At 36.6% G+C, this 13,821-nt stretch carries 14 protein-coding genes and 1 pseudogene; 11 read left to right on the top strand and 4 right to left on the bottom strand.

The features are described 5' to 3' along the window. Positions 1–30 precede the first annotated feature (30 nt). Together ahpC and EHQ47_RS17355 are read right to left on the bottom strand one after the other, a co-directional pair. The gene (gene ahpC, locus EHQ47_RS17350; RefSeq protein WP_012389934.1) at positions 31–594 is read right to left on the bottom strand and encodes an alkyl hydroperoxide reductase subunit C; all 564 of its coding nucleotides are present in this window, start codon (positions 592–594) and stop codon (positions 31–33) included. Between the two features lie 101 nt (positions 595–695). Further along, positions 696–1,613 carry a hydrogen peroxide-inducible genes activator gene (locus EHQ47_RS17355; RefSeq protein ID WP_135748725.1) on the bottom strand — a complete coding sequence of 306 codons (918 nt, stop codon included), beginning with the start codon at positions 1,611–1,613 and terminating at the stop codon, positions 696–698. Between the two features lie 92 nt (positions 1,614–1,705). Between EHQ47_RS17355 and EHQ47_RS17360 the strand changes: the two genes are divergently transcribed. The 11 genes and pseudogenes from EHQ47_RS17360 to EHQ47_RS17410 all read left to right on the top strand — a co-directional run bounded on the left by EHQ47_RS17360 (position 1,706) and on the right by EHQ47_RS17410 (position 12,200). Beyond that, a complete protein-coding gene (locus EHQ47_RS17360; RefSeq protein WP_135748726.1) occupies positions 1,706–3,631 on the top strand; it encodes a PP2C family protein-serine/threonine phosphatase in 1,926 nt (641 codons plus the stop codon). A 4-nt stretch (positions 3,632–3,635) separates the two neighbouring features. Continuing rightward, on the top strand, positions 3,636–4,373 hold the full coding sequence (locus EHQ47_RS17365; RefSeq protein WP_135748727.1) for a LytR/AlgR family response regulator transcription factor: 738 nt from the start codon (positions 3,636–3,638) through the stop codon (positions 4,371–4,373). A gap of 125 nt (positions 4,374–4,498) precedes the next feature. Beyond that, complete coding sequence (locus tag EHQ47_RS17370; protein WP_135695108.1) at positions 4,499–4,870, top strand: LIC20211 family lipoprotein; 372 nt, start codon at positions 4,499–4,501, stop codon at positions 4,868–4,870. An 8-nt stretch (positions 4,871–4,878) separates the two neighbouring features. Then, a complete protein-coding gene (locus tag EHQ47_RS17375; RefSeq protein WP_238837715.1) occupies positions 4,879–5,277 on the top strand; it encodes a hypothetical protein in 399 nt (132 codons plus the stop codon). Continuing rightward, on the top strand, positions 5,274–5,615 hold the full coding sequence (locus EHQ47_RS17380; protein ID WP_135748728.1) for a hypothetical protein: 342 nt from the start codon (positions 5,274–5,276) through the stop codon (positions 5,613–5,615). Before EHQ47_RS17375 ends, EHQ47_RS17380 begins: the two co-directional genes overlap by 4 nt. Next, positions 5,587–8,103, top strand: coding sequence for a TonB-dependent receptor plug domain-containing protein (locus EHQ47_RS17385; protein ID WP_135748729.1), 2,517 nt, complete (start codon positions 5,587–5,589; stop codon positions 8,101–8,103). Before EHQ47_RS17380 ends, EHQ47_RS17385 begins: the two co-directional genes overlap by 29 nt. Beyond that, complete coding sequence (locus tag EHQ47_RS17390) at positions 8,103–8,603, top strand: hypothetical protein (RefSeq protein WP_135748730.1); 501 nt, start codon at positions 8,103–8,105, stop codon at positions 8,601–8,603. The genes EHQ47_RS17385 and EHQ47_RS17390 overlap by 1 nt, the downstream gene beginning before the upstream one ends. Before the next feature lies 1 nt (position 8,604). Continuing rightward, entirely contained in the window at positions 8,605–9,219 is a 615-nt protein-coding gene (locus EHQ47_RS17395) for a MotA/TolQ/ExbB proton channel family protein (protein ID WP_135748731.1), read from the top strand. A 2-nt stretch (positions 9,220–9,221) separates the two neighbouring features. Beyond that, entirely contained in the window at positions 9,222–9,623 is a 402-nt protein-coding gene (locus EHQ47_RS17400; protein ID WP_002973390.1) for an ExbD/TolR family protein, read from the top strand. 179 nt (positions 9,624–9,802) lie between these two features. After that, positions 9,803–10,273: pseudogene (locus EHQ47_RS17405) on the top strand (energy transducer TonB); the annotation flags it as partial. 10 nt (positions 10,274–10,283) lie between these two features. Next, positions 10,284–12,200, top strand: coding sequence for a sensor histidine kinase (locus EHQ47_RS17410; protein ID WP_135749930.1), 1,917 nt, complete (start codon positions 10,284–10,286; stop codon positions 12,198–12,200). Here the strand turns inward: EHQ47_RS17410 and EHQ47_RS17415 are convergent. Together EHQ47_RS17415 and EHQ47_RS17420 are read right to left on the bottom strand one after the other, a co-directional pair. Beyond that, complete coding sequence (locus EHQ47_RS17415) at positions 12,172–12,744, bottom strand: SCO family protein (RefSeq protein WP_135746879.1); 573 nt, start codon at positions 12,742–12,744, stop codon at positions 12,172–12,174. The genes EHQ47_RS17410 and EHQ47_RS17415 overlap by 29 nt on opposite strands. After that, positions 12,726–13,796 carry a multicopper oxidase domain-containing protein gene (locus tag EHQ47_RS17420; RefSeq protein ID WP_135746878.1) on the bottom strand — a complete coding sequence of 357 codons (1,071 nt, stop codon included), beginning with the start codon at positions 13,794–13,796 and terminating at the stop codon, positions 12,726–12,728. Before EHQ47_RS17420 ends, EHQ47_RS17415 begins: the two co-directional genes overlap by 19 nt. Positions 13,797–13,821: the final 25 nt, after the last annotated feature.

Here is a 13,821-nt window from a genome sequence, read left to right on the forward strand (position 1 = left end):
TTTAGGCGGGCAATGCCCGCCTAATTAAGTTTAGATTTTTCCTACCAAGTCAAGACCTGGTTTCAATGTTGTGTTACCTGGTTTCCATTTTGCTGGACAAACTTCGCCATCGTTGTTTGCAACATATTGCGCAGCTTGTACTTTGCGAACGAGTTCTTCAGCAGAACGGCCAATTCCAAGATCATGGATCTCAGCAGTTTTAATCACACCTTCTGGATTCACTACAAATGTTCCTCTAAGTGCTTGGCCATCATCTTCAATCATAACTCCGAATCCTCTAGTGATCTTTCCAGAAGCATCACCTAACATGGGGAATTTGATTTTTTTAATGGTATCACTTGCTTCATGCCAAGCTTTGTGAACAAAGTGTGTGTCAGTAGAAACAGAATATACTTCGACTCCCATTTTTTGGAGTTCTTCATAATGATCTGCTACATCGCCTAGTTCAGTTGGGCAAACAAATGTAAAATCCGCAGGATAAAAAACAAAAACGGACCATTTTCCAAGTACGTCTTTTTTGCTGATTTTTTTAAAAGCTCCGTTATGGAAAGCTTCCGTAGTAAAGTCTGGAATTTGAGTGTTGATATTGGACATTGAATATCCTCCTTTGTTCTTAAGAAGAATATACTCCCAAATAAATCATTTGTAAAATAAATACTATAAATGATGAGATTTACAAAAACTATCGGATTGATTTAGTCCTGGTTGAGAGACACCCCGATGATTTTATATTTTTCTTTTGAATGGTATTCCTTTGGAATCGCATCGAGAATTAAACTGGTAAGTTTTTTCAAAATTTTAGATTTATAAAAACCTTTTTTATAAACCAAACTAATTTCACGTGCCGGTTCTGGTGATTGAAACGGAACCACTCGCTCAGATGATTTTCCGACAGCTAACTTTGGCAACAAGGTCACTCCGATTCCCATATCCACCATTCGTTTCAGAGTTTCCACACTCCCACTTTCAATTTTCGCAAGTGCATTTCGGTTACAAATTTTCAAAGACTGGTGCCTGAAACAATGCTCTTCACCCAGCACAAGCAAAGGATATTTCTCGATATGTTTCATAGAAACAGATGTAGATTTTTCTTTGGCATCTTTAGGATAATAAACAACAAACGGTTCATAATAAAGCGGATGTTCTACGATGTTCGGAATCTTAAGCGGAGTGGCAAGAATCCCCAAATCAATTTCCTCTGATTCTAATTTTTCTAAAATGGTTAGTGTGGGAAGTTCTGAAATTCGAAAATTCACCTTAGAAAATTCTTTTTGTAAACTTAGATAAATAGAAGGAATCAAATAATTACTGACAGTAGGAATGATTCCAATCGATATACTTCCCGCAGGTTCGTCCTTCCATTGGCCGGCAATTTCAAAGAGTTTGTCCGCCTCTTTTAATGTATTTTTAGCCTGATCCACCACGGCCTTACCTAATTTGGTGGTAATGACTGGATTTTTTTTTCGATCAAATAACTCAAATCCAAGTTCTTGCTCTACTTTCTGGACCTGCAAACTCAAGGTAGGTTGAGCAACTAAGCAATGTTCGGCGGCTTTTGCAAAACTCTTAAACTGATCCAAAGCAACGATGTACCGAAGTTGAGTGATTGTCATTTAGATTGGCTCCAAAAAATTAACTAAACCAAACAAGAGATTGAAAATCAACTTGCTTTCTTGTTGTACACAACTAACTTTATCCGATAGTGATGAGAATCCTCTCATTTATTTTCCCCATTGTCCTTACTGCGGTCTTTTCGCTTTCCTCGGAACCACTCAAAGTAAGTTCTAAATACCTTACGAAGATGTCGGAAGGCTGGACCTTTACGTCCCAAGGTTTAACAATCCCCATCCAAGTGGGGAAAGGGTTATCCTTACAAGGAATGAACCCACCGGTCCACGGAACCTACACAACCACCTTCTACTATGAACCAGACAACAAACCCCTTGGTATCTATTTAGACAGAATCCAAGAGGTCGACAAACTTTTTGTCAACGGTGTGTTGTTAGGAGAGACTGGTAAAATTTCAGATGAAGGTTTGTATTTACCAAACTGGTATTACAAACGTTTATATTTTATTCCAAGTTCCGTCCTCAAAGAGGACCAAACAAATCTTTTAGAAATCGAAATCCATTTTCGTAACAAAACCTTCCAAGGAGGATTGTTTAGAAAAATTCCAGTAATGGGAAATTACGAACAACTTCAAGAATTTATCATTAAGGAAGATGGACGTGATTTTTGTTTTATCATGTTATTTTTTGGAATTGGTGCTTACCAAATTTTTTCAATTGTTCTCAAAAGACAGGCAAAATCCAATTTTTACCTACTCCTATCTACTCTAATTTTTGTTATGTGGAGACTTCCTTTACTAAACATAAGTTACACATATACTGATTTTTCTTTTTTCTTTTGGTTAAAGGTATTTTTTACTGCCCAAACTTTACTTCCAGTTTCTATCTTTTTATTTAGTTATTCTTTATTTCAAACCAAACTTAAACTCAAAGAACGACTGTTAATTTTTTTCCTTCTTTGTCTTGCATTTTTGCAAACATGGGAAATTGAAATTCCAACAAGAATATTGTTACTAAGGATTTGGGAGTTCTCTTTAATCATAGTTGTGTTTTTTATTATAAGAGGAGTTGTTCGAGCAGCCAAAGCAAAAAAAGCAGAAGCTTACTTCCTTACCATCGGCTTCATTTGTATCTGCATTGGTACTACAATAGATATCATAATTGATGTAACTTCAGGAAAAAATATATACTTAACACAATATGGTTTTTTAATTCTAATGATTTTATCAGGTGTCGCAATCTCTTACCGACATGCAAAAAACGAAAAAGAACTTTCAATACTCACTAAAGATTTAGAAATTCGTGTCCGTGAAAGGACTATCGAACTAAGAGAAAAAAACCAAGATCTCGAACAAGATTTATTTTTTGCATCCCAACTCCAAAGTTATCTTTTACCAAAGGAACATCCAAACACAGTCGGAATTCGAGTTCATACAACTTACTTGCCAATGAAACAAGTGGGTGGTGATTTATATGATTGGGTGGAATTAGATGAAAACCGCTTGCTCTTGTTAATTGCAGATGTGGCCGGACATGGAGTTCCGGCAGCATTTGTTTCATCTATGGTCAAAGTTCAATTTAGAGAATCTACCAAAAACATCAATTCACCAAAAGATGTTTTAGAACATATGAACCAAGCATTGACCTCACTTGTTAGCAGATACTTTATCACAGCTTGTTGCGCATTGATTGATTCAAATAAAAAGACCATTACCTTTTCTACAGCAGGTCACCCAAATCCGCTCATATACAATCGATTCAAAGGTAAATTCGAATTTATGAATATCAAAGGTCCCATCATTGGCTGGAGGGAGTCATTTACTTACGGTGAATGGACCCATCCAATGGAAACTGGTGATCGTTACTTTTTTTTCACAGATGGTGTGACGGAAGCTCGTGCTGAAAATAAATTGTTTGGTGAAAGCAAAATACTTGATCTACTGGAAAGAGGAAAAGACAAGGATATAAAATCATTATCTCAAGAGATTATAGTACAAATTTCCAAGTTTTCGGAAGAGGAACTAAAAGATGATGTTACTTTTTTCTTTATAGATGTAACTTAAAACCATGGAATCATCCACCTATTCAGTATTAATCATTGAAGATGAATATCCGGCCAGGATGCTCATGATGGATTATATCATGAACTGTTCGGAATTAAAACTTTCCGGAATTGCAGAAAGTGGTGACAAGGCATTAAATCTACTACAAGATAAACAATTTGATTTGGTTTTTATGGATATCAACCTTCCTGCTGTCAATGGGATGGATATTCTAAGAAGGGAACATAAGAAAGGTACATTTTTTATCATTACGACTGCCTACAGCGAACATGCAGTAGAGGCTTTTGATTTGGATGCCACAGATTATTTGTTAAAACCATTTTCATTTGAAAGATTTCGGAAATCTGTAGATAAAGCTTTGCGTTTTTTACAAGAATCAAAACAATCGAAAATCCAACCTACAAACAATAACACAAATCTAAAAATCCAATCTGATTCTGCCGTATTTCTTTTGCCGTATCAAGACATTCAGTTTATTTCTGCAAATAACAAAAGTTGTGTGATTCATACCTCTCAGAAGGATTACGAAACTGCAAAATTACTCAAAGAAATCGAGGAAAAACTGCCATCAAAACACTTTATCCGCATTCACAAAGGTTTTTTGGTTAATTTGGATTATGTGGCAAGCCTACGATATGATAAGGGCGGATCCTATACGATCCAACTAAAAAATGAGGATGAAACTACCTTACCGGTTGGCCGTTCCTTTGCTCAAAATCTAAAAGAAGCTCTCAAATTATAACAATTTTTTATTTCACTCCGGAATATGTAGCGTTCATTCCGAGTTAAGTAGTTAATCATCGTTAGTGCAAATATTCCGTTGACCAATCTCATAAAAATGGGATTTGGACAGAGACGGAGTCTTTTATGAAACAAATTATAACCATAACCGGAATCTTTTTTTTATCCTTTATTATCAATAATTGTGCGTCCTCATCAGTTGGGCTTGCTACTAGCAATAAACCAATCCCTAACACTCCTTACGAAACTGTTAAAACTGTAGAGAAAACCTTTACGTGGTATGCATTGGATTTCATCATCTTTGGTTTACCTTTTACTGAACCACCCGTCACCGATTTGTATGAAAAAGTTATGGAAGAAGATTCTGGCGATGCGCTCGTTAACATTCGTTACTGGAACGATAAATCAATTTTCGGACCTTTAACTCGTTATCGATTTACCATCAAAGGCGATCTGGTGCGTTTTCCATCACAAACAAGTACCAAAAACAAAAAATAGTAACACAAATGAAAACCTCCATTTTCAAATTTTTTATTAGTTTTCTATCTGCTTCCATCATGGTCATGGGATGCATTGGATCTCATGTTTCAAAAGAGATCACTTTATTTGATTCTGCAACTGTTGTTCGTTCCACAGATTACAAGATTCTTGGTAAAGGAAAAGGACAGGACTCTGCTTTTTATCTGTTGGGAATGTTTCCTGTAACAAAAGCACCTAACGTAGAACTTGCAATGAGTCAAATCCTAGAGAAATACCCTACAGGAAAAACTCTTATCAATATCAAAATCCAAAGAGAAGATAAAGCATACTTTCCATTAGGTCTTGTAACAGTAGTTAATGTAACAGCAGATGTCGTTGGCCAACAAGAAGAAACGGAAAATCCAAACGCAAAAGGTAACAAATGAAAACGCTAATTGGTTTTTTAATTGTTATCGCAGCACTCATTACAAACTGCGGACCTGGTGTTGATCGTGTAGACACCAATGATGCACAGAGCCAAGTGTATGCTGCAGCAAAATTTGCTTCAGAAAAATGCGGAAATCCAATTCCCAATCCACCACTAGTCATTCTGAATAAACCAATCCAAAGAAATTTGGATTTATGTACCATTGCAATCACCCGTACGGAATGTCCGTTTCTTGGGTATCCATTGCCTTGCACGCTCATTTACCTCGAACAAGAAACGGGAGATATCCCTTGGTATTTAAACTTCAATGAAATCAGCAAAATTCAAATTAAATAATCGTATTTTATTCGGGATTTTCCTCTTTTGTTTTGGATCCCCAATATTCGCTGTGAGTATTCGTGCGAAACTCATCAATCCAAAAAAGGAAATTGCAGAAAAGAATTTATCTGTTTTAATTTTCGAAACAAAGAAATTTGCACAAACAGATGCAGAGGGGAATGTCACTCTTGATTTTCCATCTTCCGGTGAATACACCTTGCGTTTGTTACGTGATACAGGAATCCAAGAAATAAAAATTTCTGTGGGATCCGAAGATGAATCTAGAACCATTTACACTGAAAAAAAAGCAAGTGCCCCGAAAACAGGAATTGTTGTGGAAGGAGAACGAGAAAAGACTATTGCCTCTCGTACTAAAGTTCGTTACGAAGAAATCAAAAGGATGCCTGGAACCTTTGGTGAAGCTCTTCGTGCTTTGGAAACCCTTCCTGGAGTCATTCCCAATATTGGATTTGGCGGGGGTGCGAATGGAATTATTGTACGCGGTGCCAACCCAAATGCAAACACCTATCTTTATGATGACCTTCCTATTTTATACCCCTTCCATTTAGATGGATTAACATCTGTCATTCATAATGACTTAATTAAATCTATTGATTTATATTCAGGTGCTTATCCAGCAAACTTTAATAATGCGACAGGTGGTATCATTGAAATCGAAACTGTTGACTCTGTGCAAAAAACAAAAGGTGCTTTTCAAGTTTCCTTATGGAACACAACTGCTTATGCGGCGACACCCACTTCAGGCGGCAAAGGATATTTGGCGATTGCTGGTAAACTTGGATATTTGGATAAATCGTTAGGTGCAACAGGTTTATTGCCTGAAGGGATTCGACTTCCTCGATATAACGATTCTCAAATCAAATATGTGCATAACTTTACACCGGAACACCAAATATCTTTTTATAATTTAACTGCACAGGATAACTTTGCAATTAACGTTCCAAACAAACCTGCAAATGATCCAACAGCTTCAGCATTTGCACTTCTTAGTGGAGCCAAAGCAAGTTTTGGACAAAGTTTCCGTACGACTGCACTTAGATATACCTGGATTCCTGGTGATAAATTCCAAAACCGTATTACACTAATTAACTTTGATCCAATTGGAGAATACAACGTTGGATTTGGAACCATCCAAGGAAAACAATACCAAAGGGGAAGTTATGTCGGTGTTCGTCAAGATGCGTATTGGACAGCGACAAAGTTTCTAAAAGTGGATTTTGGAACTGAAGTTAGAAAGTTTTCCTTTAGAGATTATGGAACAGAAGTGGCACTCCGTGATCCAACAAATCCTTCACCTAACCCATACAATTCGGCAAATCCTGATTTTGTGGGTAGGCCAATTAGCATTCAAGGAAATTCACCATATTACAATGCATACACGACCCTTCACTTTAAATTTGGAAATTTTGTATTTGAGCCAGGTGCTCGTTACGACTATGTCCAAGTCACTGGCAACGGTGCACTAACACCAAGGGCAACAGCTTCTTACACATTCCCCGAAGTAGGAAAAGGGATGACGATTTATGGAAGTGGTGGTGATGTTTCCAGATTTCCATTAACCACAAATTTCAATTCAGAAACAGGAAACCCTGATTTACGTTTCGAAAGAGCACGAAAAGTAAGTGCCGGGATTGATCAAAAAATCGATCAAGTTTGGCAAGTGAAGATGGAAGTGTTCAAAAACCAATTCACTGATACGATCATTGACGATCCTTATGTATCCACTCCTGTTGGGTTGAATCCAGACAAAGGACAATGGTTAACACAACCGATTGTCGCCAATCGTCCGTTAAATTATTCCAACAGGGCGTCTGGTTGGTCCCATGGATATGAACTCTTAATCCGTAAAAATGCACGTCCAGGAACAAGAGATTGGTTTGGTTGGATTTCCTATACTTGGTCTCAGTCATTCCAAAATACAAACTTATACCAAGTTTACGAAGGTGACAATTCACAAGTAGGTGGGATTGAAAGAAAAATTCTTGCTGCATACTTTCCAAACTCAGTCGAACAATTAGCACCTTGGGATAGGACTCATGTTGCCAATTTTATTTATGGTTGGAGAATGAATGAAAAATTCCAAATAGGAGGAAGATGGAGTTACTTAACTGCAATTCCGACTCGTCCCGTTGTTGGAGATGACGGTGGTCAGTTTTCAAATCCACTCAACGGACTTACTTATTGGAATCCGCAATATTCAAATAACCCTTACTCATCGCAATATGGTTATGTGAAACGTGGAACCGACTTTCATAGATTCGACATTCGTTTTGATGTCTTTGAAAATTATTCATGGGGATACCTAAACTGGTATTTAGAAATCGTAAACGTTTATATGAGAAAAAATAAAAACGGATATGACTTCGACAACTCCCGACCATTTTCAGCAACAAACCCAAAAGAAAATGACACCTTCGGAACCTTAGAACTTCCAGGTGGAACAGTGATTCCATTCTTTAACGTTGGTATGGAGGTACATTTCTAATGAAATATTCGATCCTATTTTTGGGAATTGTGATGGTGTTCTCTTGTGCCGAATCAAAAAAATTTGAAGATTCTTATAAAGAAACAGTTTTATTACAATACCTAACCACACCGAACGCTCCACAAGAAACATGTGAATCCATGATAACCAATAAAGATTTATGTTTCAAAGCATATGCTACAGCAGTCGGTGGAAGTTTCACAGATACTCCATCGGCAGCAAAAACAACAACTTGCCAAGGATTGATCACCACAACATATAAAAATATGTCTGGGATAGCACAAACCTGCTCTTTCAATTGCCAAGTCACTGATTGGAAATCAAAAACTTCCTCTGGTTTTTGTGCACAGTCAACGATCCCCACATTGATTGAATCAAGTCTAACTTCAAGTTCAGTAATATCTTGTTTAAGATCTTGTTTTGCATCCACAAACAATCAAATTAGTAACGATCAAATACCATTATATTTATTATTTAATAACATTCAAAACGGAGGATAATATGCAAGAGTATGTAGAATTAGGGGAAGAATTAGTCTTTATAGCAATGGCGGTGGCGAGTGTGATCGCTTTGGCAGTATTTGCAGAAAGGTTGATTTATTTTAAAAAATCTCTAGGTAAAAAAAACGAAGACTACTTAACAGAAGTTAGAACTTCATTACAAGAAGAACCAGAAATTCATTGGAAAACGGATGCTGGTGAAGAATCAATTTATACTCGATTCATTCAATTTGCTCTAAACCAATTGAAATTAGGCCGCAAAGGATTAGATGAAAGTTTAGATGGTCAAATTTTATCTGAAAAATTAGAATTGGAGAAACGTTTACCAATCCTAAATACTTTGGGAAATAATGCTCCTTTCATTGGTCTACTCGGAACAGTTCTAGGTGTCATCAAAGCATTTTATGGTTTGGGAACCTTAGGAAGTTCCGGTGCAGAAGTTGTCATGCGGTCTATTTCAACTGCCCTCCTTGCAACAGCTGCCGGTCTTGCCGTGGCAATTCCTGTGGTAATGGCTAACAATTATTTTTCTCGTAAATCCAAAGTCATCCTACAGAATTTGGAAATTCTGAAAAAAGAACTACTCTCTTATCAAATGAATAAGACAAAGGTATAATTATGGCTGGTGCATCAGGTTCACAAGACGAAGAAATTGGAAGTATCAACATCACACCTATGGTGGATGTGATTTTAGTACTTCTTGTAATTTTTATGGTAACAGCAAACTTCCTAAAAAAAGAAAGTTTGAATATCAATTTGCCGAAAGTACAAGCGGCTGATCCAAACGTTGCGGAATCGGTCCAAGTAGCGTTAACTAAAACTGGCGCAATTCTTTTGGAAGGAAAAGACACAGACATTTCAGGTTTGGTAAGAAATCTGGAAAGAGAAGCAAAAATTAGACCTAACATGCGTTTAACTCTCTCTGCCGATGAAAGCCTTCCTTATGGAAAAATTACGGAGCTGATGGGAATCATCCGAAAAGCGGGTGTGACTAAAATTGCCCTCAGTGTAAAAAAATGAATCGCTTCGCGGAATTATTGGATAAATTCAAACATTCCATCAAACAAAATAGAGAACGTATATTCCATCTTTGTTTGATTGGCAGTTTGTTTCTCCATACCGCAACTTACGCTGGTTACAAGATTAGCCAATTACGTGGCGATGAAGTGGTTGAAGATTCAAACTTTGAAGATGTAGACGTTAGTTTCGAAGAAATTCCACCTGAACTCATTGGAGGCACTTCCTCTCCAGCACCCATCGAAAAACAAGAATGGGTAGAAGGAAGTAACAAAGACAAAGCCGACGAACCAGATAACTCTGACATCAATCCAAACCAACTTTCTGGGAATGGAACTGATAAAGATGGATACTTGTTTTCCTTTAACGGAGACAAAATGCCGACGGCCATCATTGACTTCGATTTAAAGGAATACTTTCCTCCGCAAGCCAAAGCAGCAAACATTGTCGAGAAACAAGTTGTACTTCTTGTCCAGGTAAATGAAGATGGAAGTCTTCAGTCTGCTAAAATTGTTTCTGGTCGTGCTGGATACGGATTTGAAGAAGCTGCTATGAAACTCATCAAACGAGTTCGTTTTAGTCCAGGTTATGTGCAGGGACAACCTAAAAAAATGGCACATAGACTTCCTATTTTATTTTCCCTAGAAGACTAATACTAGTTATATGGGAAATTTTTGGAGCAGATTTTTAGAAAAACCAACTCTATCAATCTGTCTCCTTTCTCTCGTCATCACTGTTGCAGTTACTTCTTATGGTTATTCTGTATTAAAACCAACAGATAGTTCTTTAGCTGAATATTACCTGGCAGAAAATACTGAATACTTTGTTGGTGATATACCAGCGGATGATAATGGAACCATTGACTTTCAGAAAATGCATAAAGTGTATTGGGAATCCATCTTCGGTTGGATCAATGATTCTGAACTCCAACGAATTACAGATTCCGAATTTATTTGGTTACGTTCCAAAGCATTTCCAAATCACAAAGAGACGGAGAATCTTTATTTATTATTAGAACATGGCGGATTGAATATAGAGATTTTTAATGAGTACGGAGATTCCATTTTTAAGTATGGAAATTTTTCAGAACAAGAAAGACTGCCCAATATTTTCCAATCAAAATTTGATTGGGTCAAGGTTCCAAACGATGATTCAAAATACTACTACCTAAGGTTGTACCATAAAAAAGGAATTCTTTTTCTAATCTCTATTGTTGAAAACTTAGTAGGTAAACAAACCGCCCTCTATAGAGAAATTGCTTTAAAAAATTTAACACCTATCTTCTTTCATTCATTTTTTTTGATGATCGGAATTATCTGTGCTCTCGTTTATTTCATTGAATACAAAAAGCAATACAACATTCTCCTTGATTTTTCTGCATTTTCCTTATGTTTCGGATTACTTGGACTCACATCCAATGTACTAATCCGATATTTATTTACAAATTCAGAAACATTATTCATTCTCACGACTATAGCTTCCAATTTTGTTTTTATACCTATGTTGTCAGGTGTGCGTCGTCTTTTCGGCAGCGGAAGTTTTCGAATTCTGGATGTTTTAATTTATATAGATGTATTTATTTGTTCTTTGACTACCATACTGGTTTTTTCTCTTCCTTTCTTTGATTTATCACATACATTGCTTATTAGCAGTAGAACTTTTTTTATCTTATTCAATCTTTTAAATATTCTAGGACCAATTTTCATTACCTTTGAATCGTGGAAAAAAGGGAATCAGGAAGCCTTTGGTCATTTTATCGGATTCAGTGTTACACTTCTCCTTGTAATCCTAGAGTTGTTTATTGCAATCAAATCCAATGATAACTCTACAAACAAAGTAGTTCTTTGGGGTGTCCTCTTTGGCGTGATCTCCCAAGGTTTTGCCTTAGAACGCACCATTTTTGCCAACAGGCAAAAAGCACAAGTATACAAAGAAGATTTACTTAAAGCAGAAAAGTCTCTAAAAGAAAGCCAACTCAAAACTCTACAAACAAAAATGAGTCCACATTATTTATTCAATTCTTTGAATACAATTCACGCTCTTCATAAAATTAAACCAGAGTTAATTGGAGATGCCATTCTAAGTTTAGCGAATAATTATCGATTCATTTCTGATCGCACGGATAGAGATTGGATCCCGTTTGAAGAAGAGTGGAACTTTTTAGAAGACTACCTGCACCTTCAAAAATTAAGATTTTATGATACAGTACAAATTGATTTCAAAAAATCTGGAGACTTTTCTTCAGTAGTACTTCCTCCATTATTACTCCAACCTATCATTGAAAATTCTTTTAAACACGGATTTCGCGGCTCAGCCGATGAACAATTTCAATTATTCATTCATGCAAAAATGATAAGAGATTCTGTTTTTAGTTTTGTTGTTTATGACAATGGAATAGGAATTCCTGAAGATTTACTTGCTGATAAAACAAAACTTCTAGCCAGATCTCTTGGAAATATCAAAGAACGTTTAGGAAATATTTATTCGGAATTTAACTTTGAAGTAACCAGAAATTTTCCAGAAGGTGCTCGAACAGAAATAGAAATTATACTTAATTCTCGGGTCCAACAAGCTCTCTAAGTTTTGTCGCAAGAGCATTTGCAGAAACTCCACCAGGAAAATTGGCAAGTGTATTTAAATCTTCATCTAACACATAAATAAAATTGGAATGATCGATTCTGTAATTTTTTCCTTCGCCTACTTTTTCACGAACAATTCCAAATAAATCGGTAAGTTTAGTTAATGATTCCGCATTGGGAGAAAGTGCCGTCAAATTTTTTCCAGGGAAATTTTGAATGTAATTTTTGAGAGTTGTTGGAGAATCTCTGTCGGGATCAAGAGTTACAAAAATAAACCGAAAACGATTGGATTTTTCACCTAATATGAGTGATGCCCTTCCAAAGTTTGTCAGAGCCAATGGACACATATCTGGGCAATGCGAAAACCCAAAATACAGAACTGACTTTTTTTCAGTCCAAAACTTTGGCTCCAATAAACTTCCATCAGGTTTAACAAAAGATAGGTGTTTCCACTCTTCTTTGATATGATCTTCTTTAGATTTACAAAAAAAACTAAAGGTAAGAACAAATAAAATAAATACTATTTTTATACGGCAACGATCCAACCCATTCCTCCATTTTCTGCCATATGTGTTTGGTGTGGATGAAACATATATCTCCCTTTTTTCTTAAGGACAAATTCAATCACAACTCGTTCTGTTTGTCCCAAAGAAACTACATCAGAATGACCATCTGGAACAACTGAACCTAAATTACGAATGATATCAAAAGTTTGTGCGTGTAAATGGAAAGTAATGATTGGTTCTCTTTCCATCATATTTTGAATGTAAAAGCGCACTCGTTCACCCACAGGAACCTTCATAGGATATCTGTCATAAATGCCAGCAATTCCATTCCAAGTATAATAATCGTTCCCACCTTTACCTTTGGTATCCCAACCAGAAAATGTTAAAACAAATTCATGAGCGGGTTTACGTTTGACAGGTGGATCCACAAGCAATGCACCATACAAACCTTTGGCGGTATGTAACATAAGTGGAGGAACATGGCAATGATATGGATGAAGTCCGATAGGACCTGCTTCAATTTGGTAAGTCCTTTCTCCGAAAGCAGCAATGGGTTCCCATCCATCTTCTAAGGGATCATGTGTTCCATGAAAATGTAAGGAATGGGGATCAGGACTTGAATTTTTAACATGGATTCGAAGTGTATCACCCAAATTTGCTCTAAGAACTGGCCCTGGGACAAGTCCATCAAAAGTCCAAGCGGGATAATTGATATTATGAGCAATATTCATACTCAATGGAAAAAGATTTAAACTAAAATCTTTAACCTTATTTTTCGTATTGGAATAGTTAGGTGGATAGTAAAACCGCTCAGTATATTCTTCTTTGATAAAAAAAGGTGGATGAGCCATACTTCCATATGTATTCGTGGCTCTTAGGCTTCCGCCTGCCCCAATGGAATTTTGGTAATTATCACTGACAGTTGGTGTTGTGACAATTCCAAAGTTTGCGGCAGTGGAAGAAAGATTCGGATCAGAAGGTCCACAAATTTCCTCAGAATTTCGAGTGTTATTTCTCATGGAACCAAACAAAGATCCCACAAAACCCATCGCTCCAAACCCTAGTGTTGTTAAAAAACTCTTCCGATCCATAAATAAACTCTCTTTTTCTTTTGTC

It is taken from the genome of Leptospira bourretii, assembly GCF_004770145.1.
Taxonomy (GTDB): domain Bacteria; phylum Spirochaetota; class Leptospiria; order Leptospirales; family Leptospiraceae; genus Leptospira_A; species Leptospira_A bourretii.